The sequence below is a fragment of the Bradyrhizobium genomosp. III genome, from assembly GCF_000261705.1.
Classification (GTDB): Bacteria; Pseudomonadota; Alphaproteobacteria; order Rhizobiales; family Xanthobacteraceae; genus Bradyrhizobium; species Bradyrhizobium ottawaense.
Genome location: NZ_AJQF01000105.1, coordinates 14854 through 32121 on the forward strand (window position 1 = coordinate 14854; position 17268 = coordinate 32121).

Annotated in this window: 11 protein-coding genes; 8 read left to right on the forward strand and 3 right to left on the reverse strand. The window is 64.6% G+C overall.

Annotated features, from left to right (window positions below):
- Positions 1–17: 17 nt before the first annotated feature.
- Positions 18–1010, forward strand: a complete 993-nt coding sequence (gene galE, locus IC66_RS0110150) for a UDP-glucose 4-epimerase GalE (RefSeq protein WP_028140058.1) — start codon at positions 18–20, stop codon at positions 1008–1010.
- A 187-nt stretch (positions 1011–1197) separates the two neighbouring features.
- On the forward strand, positions 1198–1539 hold the full coding sequence (locus tag IC66_RS0110155) for a hypothetical protein (RefSeq protein WP_038947535.1): 342 nt from the start codon (positions 1198–1200) through the stop codon (positions 1537–1539).
- On the opposite strand, the gene IC66_RS0110160 is transcribed toward IC66_RS0110155, so the two are convergent.
- Entirely contained in the window at positions 1513–5628 is a 4116-nt protein-coding gene (locus IC66_RS0110160; protein ID WP_038947536.1) for a bifunctional diguanylate cyclase/phosphodiesterase, read from the reverse strand. The two genes, IC66_RS0110155 and IC66_RS0110160, sit on opposite strands and share 27 nt — an antisense overlap.
- Positions 5629–5926: 298 nt before the next feature.
- Between IC66_RS0110160 and IC66_RS0110165 the strand changes: the two genes are divergently transcribed.
- The 3 genes from IC66_RS0110165 to IC66_RS0110175 are packed head-to-tail and all read left to right on the forward strand — an operon-like array spanning position 5927 to position 9169.
- Complete coding sequence (locus tag IC66_RS0110165) at positions 5927–6979, forward strand: Ldh family oxidoreductase (RefSeq protein WP_038947537.1); 1053 nt, start codon at positions 5927–5929, stop codon at positions 6977–6979.
- 21 nt (positions 6980–7000) lie between these two features.
- The gene (locus IC66_RS0110170) at positions 7001–8368 is read left to right on the forward strand and encodes an LLM class flavin-dependent oxidoreductase (protein WP_038947538.1); all 1368 of its coding nucleotides are present in this window, start codon (positions 7001–7003) and stop codon (positions 8366–8368) included.
- 15 nt (positions 8369–8383) lie between these two features.
- Entirely contained in the window at positions 8384–9169 is a 786-nt protein-coding gene (locus tag IC66_RS0110175) for a fumarylacetoacetate hydrolase family protein (RefSeq protein ID WP_038947539.1), read from the forward strand.
- 158 nt (positions 9170–9327) lie between these two features.
- Here IC66_RS0110175 and IC66_RS0110180 read toward each other — a convergent pair whose 3' ends face one another.
- Entirely contained in the window at positions 9328–9783 is a 456-nt protein-coding gene (locus IC66_RS0110180; RefSeq protein ID WP_038947540.1) for an Lrp/AsnC family transcriptional regulator, read from the reverse strand.
- Between the two features lie 152 nt (positions 9784–9935).
- Here IC66_RS0110180 and IC66_RS0110185 point away from each other — a divergent pair, with 152 nt between their 5' ends.
- The gene (locus IC66_RS0110185; protein ID WP_038947541.1) at positions 9936–13385 is read left to right on the forward strand and encodes an indolepyruvate ferredoxin oxidoreductase family protein; all 3450 of its coding nucleotides are present in this window, start codon (positions 9936–9938) and stop codon (positions 13383–13385) included.
- 177 nt (positions 13386–13562) lie between these two features.
- On the opposite strand, the gene IC66_RS0110190 is transcribed toward IC66_RS0110185, so the two are convergent.
- Positions 13563–14474 (reverse strand): LysR family transcriptional regulator, encoded by a 912-nt coding sequence (locus tag IC66_RS0110190; protein WP_028140050.1) that lies wholly within the window; start codon positions 14472–14474, stop codon positions 13563–13565.
- Between the two features lie 289 nt (positions 14475–14763).
- Between IC66_RS0110190 and IC66_RS0110195 the strand changes: the two genes are divergently transcribed.
- Entirely contained in the window at positions 14764–15945 is a 1182-nt protein-coding gene (locus IC66_RS0110195) for an HlyD family secretion protein (RefSeq protein ID WP_038947542.1), read from the forward strand.
- Positions 15946–16062: 117 nt separating this feature from the next.
- Positions 16063–17268 (forward strand): DHA2 family efflux MFS transporter permease subunit (locus tag IC66_RS0110200; protein ID WP_038947543.1); only part of this gene is annotated, 1206 nt, incomplete at its 3' end.

The following is a 17268-nucleotide window of genomic DNA, read 5'->3' on the forward strand; positions in this document are numbered from 1 at the left end:
GAAGAGCATAAGACGATATGACCGACCGACCGACTGTCCTCGTCACTGGGGGCGCGGGCTACATTGGCTCGCATGCCTGCCGCGCATTGACCGCCGCCGGCTACCAGCCCGTCGTTTATGACAATCTCTCGACAGGTCATCGCAGCTTCGTTGCCGGCCCCCTGGTGACGGGCGATCTGCTCGACGGCACGGCGCTGGCACGCGCCTTCGCCGACCACAAAATCACGGCGGTGATGCATTTCGCGGCGGCCAGCCTGGTCGGCGAGTCCATGACCGATCCGCAGAAATACTACATCAACAACGTTCAGGGCACGCTGTCGCTGCTGCAGGCGATGCGCAACGCAGGCTGCCATCGCATCGTGTTCTCCTCGACCGGCGCCGTCTACGGCAATGCCGATTCCAAGGAGCTGCCGGAAGACTTTCCCTGCGTTCCGATCAACCCCTATGGCGCGTCAAAATGGATGATCGAGCGGATGCTCGCCGATTACCGCTCGGCCTACGGCTTCGGCGCGTTCTGCCTGCGCTATTTCAACGCCAGCGGCGCCGATCCGGCCGGCGGCATCGGCGAGCTGCGCGACAATGAAACCCATCTCATTCCCCGGGCCATGATGGCGCTGCAGGGCCATGTCGACTTCGCGGTGTTCGGCGACGACTACGACACGCCCGACGGAACCGCGATCCGCGACTACATCCACGTCACCGACCTCGCCGCGGCGCATGTCGCGGCCCTGAAGCTCCTGGAAGAGGGGCATGCCGGCGGCAGCTTCAATCTCGGCACCGGCTCCGGCTTTTCCGTGCGCGAGATCCTGAACGCGATCAGGCAGGAGACCGGCCGCGAGGTGCCGCATACCATCAAGCCGCGCCGCGCCGGCGATCCGACCTATCTGGTTGCGGATCCCTCCGCTGCGCGAAAGGTGCTGAACTTTGTGCCTGGCCATTCCGACCTGGCTACGGTCATCCGCACCGCCTGGGCCTGGCACCAGAAGGCGCATCCGTTCAGACCGCGTTAGGCAATCGGGGCACCCGCGCCTTGCTCAGCGGCGGCGTGAACGGCTAGACTGGGCCTTCGCTGCCGGCGACGATGCCGGCATGCCTGGCTCGTCCGAATGCGCGAGCCGATTTTTCCGAGCGTCAGGTCACGATCATTTCGGCGCGAAGGCCCGTCATCGGTCGCGGATTCCTGGGAGCATGGAACGAATGCATCAGGCCGCACGCCTGGAGTTCGAGCGCGTGATGGAGGAGTTTGCCCGCTGGCACATTGTGCCCGCGGACGAGCGCTCGCCTGCGCCCGCCTGGTGGTGGGGACCCGCGATGGCAGTGTTCGATGACCGGGAGCCGATGAGCTGCGCATGGTGCGCCGAACTCGGTTTGAACGAGGGCGCGAGCTTCGCCGATGGCGCGCACACGATTCTCGCGCTGTTCGTCGAACAGACATCGCTGACGGGACCGCAGGATTTTCCGAGCAAGGCCGAGGGCGGGGAACACGACGCCCGCGAGCTGCACCCGCAGCCGTCAGACGACAGCGCGTTTCAGCCGTGACGCTGCAGCTTCCATGGCCGCAACGTCCGGCTCCGGCTGGAGCGGCGGCGCGATAGGCAGGACCATCGGTCGCAACAGCCCGGCCATCTGCTTGGCTGGCAGCGGCTTCGAGATCAGGAAGCCCTGCATCTCGTCGCAGCCATGGGTGCGCAGGAACGCCTCCTGCTCGGCGTTCTCGACGCCTTCGGCGACGACGGTCATGCCGAGCGCCTTGCCCATGCTGATGATGGCCTGTGCGATCGCCTGGTCCTCCGAATCCTGCGGCAGGTCCCGTACGAAGGAGCGGTCGATCTTGATCGTGTCGATCGGGAAGTGCTTCATCAGCGACATCGACGAATAGCCGGTGCCGAAATCGTCGATGGCGAGGCGGATGCCGCGGCTCTGGATGGCATCGAGCACCTTGAGCGCGCGGCCGACATTGCGCATCATCATGCTCTCGGTGACCTCGAGCTGGAGCAGCACCGGCGACATGCCGCTGGCCGCCAGCGCCTCGTCGACGTCCTGCAACAGATGCTCGTCGGCGAACTGCCGCGGCGACAGGTTGACCGCCATCGACAACGGCAACAGGCCGCGGCGCTGCCAGGCCATGGCCTGCGCGCAGGCTTCCCTCAGCACCCAGCGGCCGATCGGCACGATCAGGCCGGTCTCCTCCGCAAGCGGGATGAACTGAGCCGGCGAGATGTTGCCGAGATCGGGATGCGCCCAGCGCAGCAGCGCTTCCACGCCGGTGATCTGGCCAGTCGCCATGTCGACCTTGGGCTGGTAGTTCAGCGAGAACTGCTCGCGCTCCAGCGCGCGGCGCAGCGCGCTCTCCAGCGACAGCCGCTCGATCGACTGCGTCGTCACTTCCTTGGAGAAGAAGCGGTAGCCGTTCTTGCCGTCCTCCTTGGCGAGATACATCGCCATGTCGGCGTTCTTGGTCAGGGTCTGCGCATCGGAGCCGTTGGCCGGATACATCGCGATACCGATCGAAGCCGTGGTGTGGCACTCGTGTCCGGCCAGCTCCATGGGCTCGGCGAGTGCAGCGAGCAGCCCGGTCGCGATGCGCTGGACGTCGTCGATCTCGCCGCACTGGTCGAGGATCACCACGAACTCGTCGCCGCCGAGGCGCGCCACGACGTCGCTTTCCCGCAGCGCGCCGCGCAAGCGATTTGCCACTTCGAGCAGGAGCAGGTCGCCGGCCTCATGGCCGAGCGAATCGTTGATGACCTTGAAGCGGTCGAGATCGATGAACAGCACCGCGAAACGGTGATCGTGGCGCTCCGCCGTTTCGATCGCCTCGCGCAAGAGCCCGTTGAAGGTCTCGCGATTCGGAAGGTCGGTCAGGCTGTCATGCGAGGCGAGGTACTCGATCCGCTCGTCCGCCTCGTTCTTCTCGTCGGCGCGATCGAAATTCTCCATCGCAAAGGATACGTTGTCGGCCAGACGCTGCAACAGCTCGACGAACTCGGCCGTGAAGGTAGCCGGCTCGGTCGACATGTAGATCATGACGCCGACGGCCTGGTCGTGCACGATGAGCGGAAATGCCGCGCCCGATCGCGCCCCGTCGCCGCGGACAACGGCGTGGAATGCGCTGACGCGATCGTCGTTGAGATAATCGTTGCTGATGCAGGGCTGGCGCGTGCGGAACGCCGTGCCGCTCATCCCGCGTCCTTCGGGACGCTCGGGGTCGATGGAGAGGCGAACGTTGCGCGTGGTGTCGGAAGACGGCCCGGCGCTCGCCACGATCTCCAGCTGGTCGCTGTCGGCCCTGGCCAGCGCGATCGTGGTCGAGGTGAACTTGGCGCCGTTCGACGCGGCAAGGCAGACGAGCTCGAACAGCTCGGCGCGCGACTTCGCCCGCATGATCGCTTCGTTGGTCGCGCTCAGAGCCGCGAACATGCGCGTCAGGCGCTCCTTCTGGGCATCGGTCCGGACCTTCTCCTCGGCGCGGTCGAAATTGTCGAGCGCGAAGGACACGTTTTCGGCAAGGCGCCCGAGCAGTTCGACCAGATCGGGCGTGAATGTGTCCTCCTCGGGCGCGAGGAAAAGCAGGATGCCGATCGGCTCCTGGCCCGCCTTTAGAAGCGGGAAGCTGGCGGCGGCCCGCGTTCCGTCCTCGATCGCCTTCGCCCGCCAGTATGCCGACCGCGGCTCGTTCAGATAGTCGTTCATGACGCTGGGCCGGCGAGTCCGGAGCGAGGTGCCGATGATCCCCTCGCCTTCGGGATGGTCGACGGAAATGCTGCAGGTCCGTCCAACCATTTGCTGCTGCAGTCGCCCCTTCACCGCGACGACGCGAACGAGCTCGTTTTCCGCGTCGATGATCCCGATCGTTGCCGACGCGAACACGTCGCCGAGAATAGCTGCCTGGCACGCGGCCTCGAACAGGTCCTCGCGCGTCTTGGCGCGCATGATCGCTTCATTGGTTGCGCTGAGCGCTTCGAACATTCCGCTCAGGCGATTGCGCTGCTTGTCCACCTGCGCCTTCTCCTCGGCGCGATCGAAGCCTTCCAGTGCGAAGGCGACGTTGGCCTGGAGCTTGCGCAGCAATTCGACGAATTCGGGTGTGAACGTGCCGCACTCCGGAGAGTTGAACAGGAACACGCCTTCGACACGGTCGCCGTTGAAGAGCGGCAACGCCGCGGAGGACGCGATCCCGTTGCGGCGGGCGCTGGCGTGCCACGGCGCGATGCGCTCGTCGGCGAGCACGTCGTTGCTGACGGCGGGCTGGCGCGTGCGGAACGCGATGCCGGTCAATCCGCGCCCTTCCGGCACCTCCTCGGAGATCGAGAATTTGAAGTTGCGAACCTGATCGGCGTTAGGTCCGTAACAGGCGACGACGCGCAGCAGCCCGGCGTGAGGGTCGACCAGTGCGATGTTGGCCGAAGTGAACTTGGCGCCCTTCGCCGTCGCCTCGCAAACGAGGTCGAACAGATCGGCGCGCGACCGCGCCCGCAGGATCGCCTCGTTGGTGGCGCTTAGCGCCGCATACATGCGTGCCAGCCGTTCCTCTTCGGCGGCGATTTTGGCCTTCTCGGACTCGCGGCCAAAATTATCGATCGCGAACGAGACGTTCTCCGCCATACGCAGCAGGAGCGCGACGATCTCCTCGTCCTTGGCCCAGGAGCGGCTGATGAAGAACAAGAGCACGCCGACACTTTCACCGTGCCTGATCAGCGGCGCGACCACGCAGGCGGCAACGCCGGTGTTGACGTTGGCCTGCTCCCACGGCGAGCCTCTGGTGCGGCTGGCGAGATCGTCCTCGACGATGGCCTTCTGCGTCCGGAACACCTCGCCGGATATTCCCTTGCCGTAGGGATTCTCCGGATCGATCGAATAGCGCGCCTGGGTGATCAGTGCGAGGTTCTGGCCGGTGGACGCGACCGGACTCATCCAATGCGAATCCGGTTCGCGGAGCAACACGATCGTCGCCAGCGATTTGCCCCCGTGAACGGAGGCGTCACACACGAGCTGATAAAGCTCCTGCTCGGTTTTGGCGCGCAGGATGGCTTCGTTGGTGGCGCTGATGGCGCCGAACATGCGGTTGAGTCGCCGCGTCGCCCGTTCGCTGGTCTGCCGCGCGGTTTCGCGCGCGAAATTGTCCAGCGCATAGGAAATGTTGGCCGACATGCGCCCGAACAGCGACACCATCTGCTCGTTCAGCGAGCCGGCTTCGCGGCGGGTCACGTAGAGCACGCCGACACTCTTGCCGTTGCAGAGCAGCGGCAGCGCCGCAGCCGCGCCAATGGCGGCCGAAGCGGCACCCGCGCGCCACGCCAGCGAACGGGGGTCATTCAGATAATCGTTGCTGACGCACAGCTTCTGATCTCGAAATGCCTCGCCGCCGACGCCCGAGCCTTCGGGTGTGCCGGCAACCGTCGTGATCTCGATCGAGCGCAGCCGCGCAACGTCGTCGCCACAGCCGGCCGCAAAATGGAGTCGCCGGTCGTCCGGTCCGACCAGAAACACGGCGACAGCCAAGAAATCCCCGCTCGAAAACCCGGCGTCGCAGACCTTCTGGTACAGCTCGTCCGGCGATTTCGCATAGAGAATCGCTTCGTTGATGGCGCTCAACGCCGCAAAGGTGCGCGCGAGTGTCGTCGGCACGATCTCAGCTCCCGGGCATTTCTGCCTATTTCTCCCGGGTGCCTTTATGAGGGGCCATCGCCTAAGTGGTCGTTATTGCGCGCTGCAAACAATCGATCAAAGTGAACGAGCTGCGAACGACCCGGGGTAAACTATCGAAAATACCGCCGCACGGGACGAATCCTCAGCAGGAGGCGCGATCTCTTTACGAATTTGCAGCCCTGTATTGGTTTACGGGAGATTGATATCACAGCCGCGCTTTGAGACGATGGCCTCCAACAATCAGTGCCCGCCAAGGGCAAAGACCCCGGGGAACGCCATGCCGATCGTCAAGGCCGATCGCCTCACGCGCGTCAGCGCCGCCCTGCTCCGCGCCGCCGGAGCCTCCGAGGAAGAAGCCGACGCCGTCGCGGCCGGCTGCGTCAACGCCAATCTCGCCGGCCATGATTCCCACGGCGTGATCGCCGTTCCCACCTATATCGACCGCATCAAGGCCGGCCACATCGTTCCCGGCGCCAAATGGACCGTCGTCCAGGAATCGCCGACCACGACCGTGATCGACGGCCATTGGGGCTTTGGTTTCCACGTCAACGCCAAGGCGATGGCGCTGACGATCGAGAAGGCAAGGACGGCGAATGTCGCTGCCTGCACCGTGTTCCGGCAAAGCCATGTCGGCCGCCTCGCCGCCTACCCCTTGATGGCGATGCGCGCTGGCATGATCGGGATTGCCACGGCCGATTCCGGCCGCTCGCCGAAGCACGTCGCCCCGTTTGGAGGCAAGGAGGCGCGGCTCGGCACCAACCCGATCTCGATCGCGGTGCCGTCCGATCTCGATGCGCCGTTCTATCTGGATATGGCGACTTCAGCTGTCGCAGCCGGCAAGATCCAGCTCGCGGTCGCGCGCGGCGAGGAGATTCCGACGGGCTGGATCATCGATGCCGAGGGACGGCACACCACAGATCCCACGCAATACCGCAAGGGCGGCGCGTTGCTGCCGCTCGGCGGCACCGAGGGCTACAAAGGCAGCGGTCTTGCCGCCATGGTCGAGGTGCTGTGCGGCCTGCTCACCGGCCTCGGCTTCGGCGTCGAGCCTACGGGGCGGCACAATGACGGATGCTTCATGGCGGTGTTCAATGTCGCCGCATTCCGCCCGCTGCAGGAGTTCAAACGCGAGGTCGCCGAGTTCGCGCGCTATCTGAAATCGACGCCGCCGTCCGAGGGCAGCAAAGGCGTCTACTATCCCGGCGAGATCGAGGGCCTGCGCGAGCAGCAGCGTCTGCGCGACGGCATCGAGATCGAGGATGCCACCTGGGAAAAGCTGCGCGCGCTGGCGCGGGAATACCGACTCGACACCGTCCTCGATCTGGCCTGACGGCATCAGGAGAACAGCAGCATGAATCGACAGATGGTCCTGGTCGGCTTCCTCCAGGCGCAGAACTGCACCAACCTGCCGAGCTCCTGGCGGCATCCGGATTCGCGCGACGATTCGATGTCGGCGGACTACTATCAGGAGATCGGCAGGATTCTCGAAGCCGGCAAGTTCCACATGGCCTTCTTCGACGACCGCCTGGCGATGCCGGACCGCTACGGCAACGACCACGCCCATACCGTCGAATACGGCATCCGCTGCGTGAAGATGGATCCGCTGATCGTGCTGACCACGATGGGCATGGTCACTGAGAGGCTCGGGCTGGGAGCAACCTGCTCGACCACCTATTACGAGCCGTTCGACGTCGCCCGCCGCTTCGCAACGCTCGACCTCATGTCGGGCGGACGCGCCGGCTGGAACGTCGTGACCTCGCTCAATGACGGCGAGGCCCTCAACATGGGGCGCGACTCCCATCCCGAACATGATTCCCGCTACGACAAGGCCGACGAATTCATGGAGGTGGTGCTTGGCCATTGGGACACATGGGAAGACGGCGCGCTGATCATGGACAAGAAGACCGGCCGCCTTGCCGATCCGACCAAGGTGAAGCGGCTCGACCACAAGGGCGCGGCGTTCAGGTCACGCGGGCCGTTCACCGTGCCGCGCTCGCAGCAGGGCCACCCCGTGATCATCCAGGCCGGCGCATCCGGCCGTGGCCAGCGCTTTGCCGGGCGATGGGGCGAGGTGATCTTCACCGCCGCGCGCAATCTTCAGGGCGCCAAGGACGGCTACGCAGCCGTGCGCAACGAGGCCGCCAAGGCCGGCCGCGATCCCGACCAGATGTTCCTCTGCAATCTGACGACGCCGGTCTGCGCGGCGACCAAGGCCGAGGCCGAGGACAAGATGGCGCTGATCAACAAGCTGCCGCTCCAGATCGACGCGCTGTCGCTGCTTGCCGAAGCACTCAACTACGACTTCGCCTCCAAGGATCTCGATGAGGCGCTGACCACTGACGAGCTGAAGAGCATGCAGGGCATTCTGGGCATCCGCGACGGCGTGCTGAAGAATTCCGGCAAGAGCAATCCGAGCGCGCGCGACTTCGTCACCTTCTCCGGCCGCGGCCAGGTGCAGGACGCCATGGTCGGCGGCCCCAAGGAGATCGCGGACAGGCTCGAGGAAATGTTTGTCGAGCGCGGCTGCGACGGCTTTGTCATCGCGGCGACCTATGTGCCCGGCTCCTACGCCGATTTCGTGCAGCATGTCGTCCCGGAGCTGCAACGCCGGGGCCTGTTCCAGAAAGACTATCGCGGCAAGACGCTGCGCGAAAATCTCGGGCTGAAGCGGCCCGCCGCCGGCGCCTGGAAGGTGCCGCCGCGCGATGCCGCGGAATGATGGCGGGTACACAACATGCGCTGGCTGAAGTTCACTGAGACAGGCAAGACATCGTGGGGAATCATCGAGGGCGACAAGGTCATCACAGTCGACGGCGATCCCTTCGGTGAATGGCAGCGCACCTCGCGCACGCATTCGCTGCCGCAGGTCAAGATCGAGCTGCCGCTGATCCCGCGCACCTTTTATTGCGTCGGCCTCAACTATCTGAAGCATCTGAAGGAGGCCGCCGACAAGCGTGGCGAAGTGCCGGCCGTGCCTGATCGCCCCGAGATCGGTTATCGCGCGCAGAACGCGCTGATCGCACATGACGAGGAGGTCGTGATCCCGTCTTTCGCGACGGAGAAAATCCATTACGAGGGCGAGCTCGTCGTCGTCATCGGCAAGAAAGTGAAACATCTCACCGAAGACACCGCGATGGATTGCGTGTTCGGCTACACCATCGGCAACGACGTCAGCGAGCGCAGCTGGCAGAAGGCCGACCGCAGCCTGTGGCGCTCGAAGAACGCCGACACGTTCAAGCCGATGGGGCCGTGGATCGAGACCGAGGCCGATCTCGAACAGATGGAAACGATCGTCCGGGTCAACGGCAAGGAGACCAACCGCTTCGCTACCGGCGACATGATCTTTGGCGTGGTGCCGTTCCTGGTCGAGCTGACCAAGTATTTTACCTTGTGGCCCGGCGACGTGATCTGGATGGGCACGGACGGTGCCTCGCCCGACATCAAGCACGGCGACGTCGTGGAGATCGACATCACCGGTGTCGGGACGTTGCGGAACAGGTTTGTGCGGGAGGGGCAATAGCAGCCCCGTAGCACCGGTGCCGTAGGGTGGGCAAAGCGACTTGTCCGCCATAGCTCGAAGAGCGACGGCGGAAGCGTGCCCACCACCTCTCTCGATCATGGAGAGATCGTGGGCACGGCGCTATGCGCCTTTGCCCACCCTCCGGCACCTCCCGCATGTCAAAACGGCAGCGCCACGCTCGACTTGATCTCCTTCAACACCACGTTGCTGCGGACATAGCGGATGCCGGGAATGCGGAACATGAACTCGTCGAGGAATCTGTTGTAGGCGGCCATGTCCTGCACGACGACGCGCAAATGATAATCGGCATCGCCCGTGGTCGCAAAGCACTCCAGCACCTCGCGGCGTTTGGTTACCCGCGCGACGAACTCGTCGACGAACTTCGCGTCGTGCCGTTCCAGCGAGACGTGGAGAATGGCCGACATCGCAAAGCCCGCCGGCTCGCGCGCGACCAGCGCCGCGTAACCCTGGATGATGCCGACCTCCTCCAGCGCGCGCACCCGGCGCCAGCAGGCCGACGTGGACATGCCGACCTCGTCCGCCAGTTGCTGGTTGGTGGCACGGCCATCCTTCTGGAGATGAGCGAGAATCCGCGTGTCCTGGTCTTCGATCATCGATCGACCCAATTCGGTTTATTCTACCGCATGATAGCCTAGTTCGGGATAACTTACCAGAATCTGGTTGCAGCTAGGAAAGATAGGTAAGACCTACCAACCATCAGGGCCTACCCTCCGCTCATTCGGCAAGGATGCCGCGGGAGGTCCGCATGGACGCCTTTCCGTCACTCGACCCCTACGAACTCTCCGATCGCTACGATCGCGAACACGGCCGCGTCTTCCTCACGGGCACACAGGCCATCGTCCGCATCGCGCTCGATCAAGTCAGGCGCGATCGGGCCAGCGGCCTCAACACGGCCGGCTTCATCTCGGGCTATCGCGGCTCGCCGCTCGGCGGCATCGACCTCGAGCTCTGGCGCATCCAGGAGCGGTTGAAGCGGGACCGTGTCGAATTCCTCCCCGCCGTCAACGAGGACCTCGCCGCGACCGCGGTGCTCGGCTCGCAGCAGGTCGAGACGCAAGGAGATCGCGAGGTCGATGGCGTGTTCGGCCTCTGGTACGGCAAGGGCCCGGGCGTCGATCGCTCCGGCGATGCGCTGAAGCACGGCAACGCCTACGGCTCCTCGCCGCATGGCGGCGTGCTGGTGGTCGCCGGCGACGACCATGGCTGCGTCTCCTCCTCGATGCCGCACCAGTCCGACGTCGCCTTCATGAGCTGGTTCATGCCGACGCTGCATCCCGCGAGCGTCAGCGAATACCTCGCGTTCGGCGAATATGGCTATGCGCTGAGTCGCTTCTCCGGCATGTGGGTCGGCTTCAAGGCGATCTCGGAGATCGTCGAGTCGGGTGCGTCCGTCGCGCTACAGCCGCCCCGCCACTTCCGCACGCCCGACTTCACGCCGCCGCCTGATGGACTGCACTACCGCTGGCCCGATTTGCCGGGCCCGCAGATCGAGGAGCGGCTGGAGGCGAAGAAGCACGCGGTCTACGCCTTCGCCAAGGCCAATCCGATCGACCGTCACATCTACGACATCCCCAGCGCCACCTACGGCATCGTCACCACGGGCAAGGCCCATCTCGACCTGATGGAGGCGCTGCGGCTAATGGGGCTCAATGAGGCCGCCTGCCGCAGCATCGGCATCGACGTCTACAAGGTCGGCATGGTCTGGCCGCTGGCGCTGCATGACGCCATGGACTTCGTGAAAGGCAAGCGCGAGATCCTCGTGGTCGAGGAGAAGCGCGGCATCATCGAGAGCCAGTTCAAGGAATATTTTTACGACTATCCTGGCAGCAAGCCGGAGCGCATGGTCGGCAAGCACGATGAAACCGGGGCAAGGCTGATCTCCTGGATCGGCGAATTGTCGCCTCGCGCGCTCGCAGGCGTGCTGGCGCGCCGGCTCGATCCGATGTTTCCAGGCCTCAATCTCGCCGCACGCGCGGCCGCCCTGATGCCAGAGGCCGCACGCACCATCAACGTCGCTGGCGCAACGCGCACGCCGTATTTCTGCTCGGGTTGCCCGCACAACACATCAACAAAGGTACCTGAAGGCGCCAAGGCGCTGGCCGGCATCGGTTGTCACTTCATGGCAAGCTGGATGGACCGCGAGACCTCGTCGCTGATCCAGATGGGCGGTGAAGGCGTTAACTGGGCGGCTTCGTCACGCTTCACTGGCCACAAGCACATCTTTCAGAACCTCGGCGAAGGCACCTATTACCACTCCGGCTCGATGGCGATCCGGCAGGCGATCGCCGCCAAGGCCAATATCACCTACAAGATCCTGTTCAACGATGCCGTCGCAATGACCGGCGGCCAGCCGGTCGACGGTCCCATCAGCGTTCATGCCATTGCCCACAGCGTCCGCGCCGAAGGTGTGGCGCGCATCGCGCTGGTGTCGGATGATCCCGCACAGTTCTCGCCTGCCGACCTGCCGGCCGGCGTCACCCTTCATCCGCGCGAGGAGATGGATGCCGTGCAGCGCGAGCTGCGCAATATCTCCGGCGTCTCGGTCCTGATCTATCAACAGACCTGCGCCACGGAGAAGCGACGCCGGCGCAAGCGCGGGCAGATGGCCGACCCCAAGCGTTTCGCCTATATCAACGATCTCGTCTGCGAGGGCTGCGGCGACTGCTCGGTGGAATCCAACTGCCTCAGCGTCGAGCCGAAGGAGACGCCGTTCGGCCGCAAGCGCCAGATCAATCTGTCAGCCTGCAACAAGGATTTTTCCTGCCTCAACGGTTTCTGCCCGAGTTTTGTGACCGTCGAAGGCGCGACGCGCCGGAAGAAGGGCGCGAGCCAGATCGACGCGGTTGGTCGGGCCGCCACACTTCCGTTGCCCGCGACGGCAACGCTCGACCGTCCCTACAATCTGCTCATCACCGGCGTCGGCGGCACCGGCGTGATTACTGTCGGCGCGCTGATCGGCATGGCCGCGCACCTCGAACGCCGCGGCGTCTCGGTGCTGGACTTCACCGGCTTTGCGCAGAAGTTCGGGCCCGTGCTGAGCTACATCCGCCTCGCCTCGAGCCCCGCGGCTCTACATCAGGTCCGTATCGACCAGGGCGCAGCCGATGCGCTGATCGGCTGCGACCTCGTGGTGAGCTCCTCGCCAAAAGCCTCAGGCACCTACCACCGCGGCACGCGCGCCGCGGTCAACACCGCGGAGATGCCGACCGGTGACGTCGTCCGCTTCCGCGACGCCGATCTCGGCTCCCCCGCGCGCCTGCGTGCCATTGGCCAAGTCATCGGCGAGAGCGATCTCAGTACCATCAACGCCAACGCACTGGCGGAACGGCTGCTTGGCGATGCCGTCTATGCCAACATCATCATGCTGGGCTTTGCCTGGCAGCGCGGACTGGTGCCGATTTCGCTGCAAGCGCTGATGCGCGCAATCGAGCTCAACGGCGTCGCCGTCGAACGCAACAAGCAGGCCTTTGCCTGGGGCCGCATTGCGGCCGCCGATCAGGACTTCTTGCCGAGGGTGGACGATGCGCCGAGGGCCGAGACGCTCGACCAGATGATCGAGCGTCGCGCCGATTTCCTCACCGCCTATCAGGACTACGCCCATGCGGCGCGCTACCGGGCGACCGTCGCAAGGGTCCGCCGCGCCGAAGCTGTCCTGAACAGCGAGGCCCTGACCGAGGCCGTCGCCCGGGCCCTGTTCAAGCTGATGGCCTACAAGGACGAGTATGAGGTGGCGCGCCTGCACATGCAGGGCGGATTCCTCGATGAGCTGAAGCGCGAATTCGAGGATGGCTTCAGAGTCCAATATCACCTCGCCCCGCCCTTCCTGCCGTCGCGGCGCGACGCACGTGGGCGTCCGCGCAAGCGCGCCTTCGGCCAATGGATCCAGATGCCGCTGGCCATGCTCGCGCGCTTGAAGGGACTACGTGGCACGCCGTTTGATCCATTCGGCTACACCTGGGAAAGGCGCACCGAGCGCGAACTGATCGCCTGGTACGAAGGCTTGATCGAGCGGATGCTCGGCGGGCTCGATGCGGCGCATCTGCCAGGTCTCGTCGCAATCGCAACAGCGCCGATGGACATCCGCGGCTACGGCCCGGTCAAGGACGCTGCGATCGGGAAGGCGAAGGCCGACGTCGAGCGACTGCTCACCGAACTCGACACACCGTCGCCGGCGAGGATGCACGCCACCGGTTGACGCCGGCTGCTCCCAATCGGCATGGTTCTGGACAACGCGTTCAGACGATTGCCGCCGCCACGCTGATGGAATCGTAGGGTGGGCAAAGCGAAGCGTGCCCACCTCTTTTCGAATTCATGGAGATGGTGGGCACGGCGCGTTGCGCCTTTGCCCACCCTACGGCACTGCCGACGTCGCTCATGAATACGGATTGATCAGCTTTTGCTGCTCGGCGCTGTGGTGCGCGAGCAGGTCGATGAAGGTCCTGACCTTCGCCGACAGATGATGACGATGCGGATAGACCGCGTTCATGGACAGCTCGATCGTCCGATATTCCGGCAAGAGGCGCACGAGGCGACCGGCTTCGAGGTCGTCCTGAATGAGAAATCCCGCCATCAGACAGATTGCGGCCCCCTCCAGTGCGACCTTGCGCAGCGCTTCCCCGCTATTGGTGACGAAGCTGCCCGAGATGCGTACGGAGGCCGGTGCGCCTTTGCGATCCAGGAAGCGCCATTCATCGCCAAACGGATAGTTCAGGTGCCGGCCACAATTATGCGCGGCGAGCTCGTCGAGCTTCTGCACCCGGCCGTGCTTCTCGAGATAATCGTGCGAGCAGCACAGCACGTGACGCCAGGTGGCGAGGCTGCGGACGATCAGGCTTGAATCCGGCGGCGAGGTCATGCGCAAGGCGACGTCGTAGCCTTCCTCGATGAGATCGACGTCACCTTCGCCCATGCGCAGATCGATCTTGAGCTCCGAATAGGTCGACAGAAGCTTTGCCACCACAGGCGCGACGAACTGCACCATATGCGTGGCGACGTGGATGCGCAGCGTGCCGCGGGGCACCGACTGCAATTCGCCGGCGATATCGTCGGCCTGTTCGATGTCGGCGAGGATCTGGACGCAGCGGTCGTAATAGGCCTTGCCGATCTCGGTGAGGTTGACCTTGCGCGTGGTCCGCTGAAGCAGCCTCACCCCGAGCCGGTCTTCCAGCGCCTGAACGTGATTGCTCACCATGGTGGTCGACATGTTGAGCTTGCGGGCGGCTGCAGAGAAGCCGCCGGTCTCTACCACCCGGCTGAAGACTTCGAGGCTGGTCAATCGATCCATGGCAGCGGATTATCCGCCTTTGATGGATAATCGCAATGAATTCACCCCGATTATCTATCAAAAACTTGGAGTTCGTCCGGCTTGGAGGCTCGGGTCCAGCAGGACGCATACGTTAGCGCAAATCGCTCGACGGGCGCGGCAATCGCTCTGGGGCAGGCGCGGGTCTGGCCCGCTAGACATTACAACCAGCCGGATTATCCAGCCCCGATGGATAATCCTTCCAGCATTTCGCCGATTATCACCCGGCCCAGAAAGACCAATAGTCTCGGTACGCCGATAGGAGACTTCCATGTCCGAGATGCCCCGCGCCGAGATTTTTCAGCAGGCAACTGAAATCACCCCCGATAGCACCAAGCCGCCGCCGACTATCCCGCTCCGGAACAGGGTGCGGCGCGCGGCGCTGGCGCTCGCGCTCCTCGCGGGCACGGCAACCGCTGTCTATTACGGGCACGACTACTGGACCAACGGCCGCTACCTCGAGACAACCGACGACGCCTATGTGAAGGCCGACTCCACGATCATCGCGCCAAAAATCTCCGGCTACATCGCCAAGGTGCTGGTCAGTGACAACGAAAAGGTGAAGGCCGGCCAGGCGCTGGCCAAGATCGACGATCGTGACTTCAAGGCGGCGCTCGACCAGGCCAAAGCCGACGTCGCCGCGGGCGAAGCCTCGGTGCGCAACATCGATGCCCAGCTCGAACTGCAACAGCCGATCATCGAGCAGAGCACGGCGGATGTCACCGCTGCCGACGCCAACCTGAAATTCGCGCAGGAAGAGCGCGCCCGTTACGACGACCTCATGAAGACCGGCTCCGGCACGATCCAGCGCGCGCAGCAGACCGACGCGGCGCTACGCGCGAGCAGCGCGCAATTGCAGCACGCGAAATTCGGCCTGCTGGCCGCGCAGCGCAAGATCCACGTGCTCACCACCCAGCGCGCCCAGGCGGCGGCCCAGCTCGAACGGGCCCGCGCTGTCGCGCAGCAGGCGGCCTTGAACCTGTCCTATACCGAGATCACCGCGCCGGTCGAGGGCACCGTCGGCGCCCGCTCGCTGCGCGTCGGCCAGTACGTGCAAGCCGGCACGCAATTGATGGCGGTGGTGCCGCTCGATGCGGTGTACGTGGTCGCCAACTTCAAGGAGACCCAGCTCACGCATGTGCGGCCGGGTCAGCCGGTCGAGTTGCATGTCGACAGTTTTCGCAATCGAACCCTGCACGGCCATGTCGACAGCCTGTCGCCGGCAAGTGGGCTCGAATTCGCGCTGCTGCCGCCCGACAACGCCACCGGCAATTTCACCAAGATCGTGCAGCGGGTCCCGGTGAAGATCGTGCTCGACGACCACAGCCTCACCGGCCTGCTGCGCCCCGGCATGTCGGCGGTGCCGACGGTCGACACCAAGCAGGCGGTGCTGGCCGAGCGCGAGACGGCGAAGCGCCTCGCCGACAACACGTCCCGCCCGAACGGTGGCTGAAGCCGGAAGGCGTCGGCGGGATTATCAAATCCTGCCGGACGATCCTTCCACAACTTCATCGATGATCGAAACCATTCGCCGAACGCATCCTGTCTCCGTACCCGAGACGAGGCTTCCATGAGCACGCTGCAACCGACCGTCGACGCCGCCGCCAATCTCACCGCCCCCGCAGCTCCGACCACGCCGGCCGTATCCGCAAAAACCTGGGTCGCGGTGATCGGCGCGACGCTCGGCGCCTTCATGGCGGTGCTGAACATCCAGATCGTCAACGCCTCGCTCGCCGACATCCAGGGCGCGATCGGCGCCGGCATCGACGACGGCGGCTGGATCTCGACCTCCTACCTGATCGCCGAAATCGTGGTGATCCCGCTCTCCGGCTGGCTGGCGCAGGTGTTCTCGATCCGGATTTACCTTCTGACCAACGCGGTCCTGTTCCTGGTTCTCTCGGCGGCTTGCGCACTGGCGCAGGATTTGCCGCAGATGATCGTGCTGCGCGCCGTGCAGGGATTTACCGGCGGTGTCCTGATTCCCATGGCGTTCACGCTGATCATCACGCTGCTGCCGCGCGCAAAACAGCCGGTCGGCCTTGCGCTGTTCGCGCTGTCGGCGACGTTCGCGCCGGCGATCGGCCCGACCATCGGCGGCTATCTCACCGAGAATTTCGGCTGGGAGTACATCTTCTACGTCAACCTCGTCCCCGGCGCGGTGATGGTCGGCATGCTCTGGTACGCTCTCGAGCCCAAGCCGATGAAGCTGGCGCTGCTGCGCGACGGCGACTGGGCCGGCATCGTCACCATGGCGATCGGGCTATCGGCGCTCCAGACCGTGCTGGAGGAAGGCAACAAGGACGACTGGTTCGGCTCGACCTTCATCGTCAGGCTGTCAGTGATCGCGGCCGTCGCGCTGACCGCCTTCCTGATCATCGAGCTCACGGTGAAGAAGCCGCTCCTCAACCTGCGCCTGCTCGTCCGCCGCAATTTCGGCTTTGGCATGCTCGCGAATTTCCTGCTCGGCATCGCGCTGTACGGCTCGGTCTTCATCCTGCCGCAATATCTGTCGCGCATCCAGGGCTACAATTCCGAGCAGATCGGCATGGTGCTGGCATGGACTGGATTGCCGCAACTCCTGCTGATTCCGCTGGTGCCGCGCCTGATGCAGAAGTTCGATGCGCGGATCATCATCGGCATCGGCTTCGTGCTGTTCGCGGCCTCCAACTTCATGAACATCTATATGACCAATGATTACGCCGCCGACCAGCTGCTGTGGCCCAACGTCGTCCGCGCCATCGGCCAGGCGCTGGTGATGGCGCCGCTGTCGGCGGGC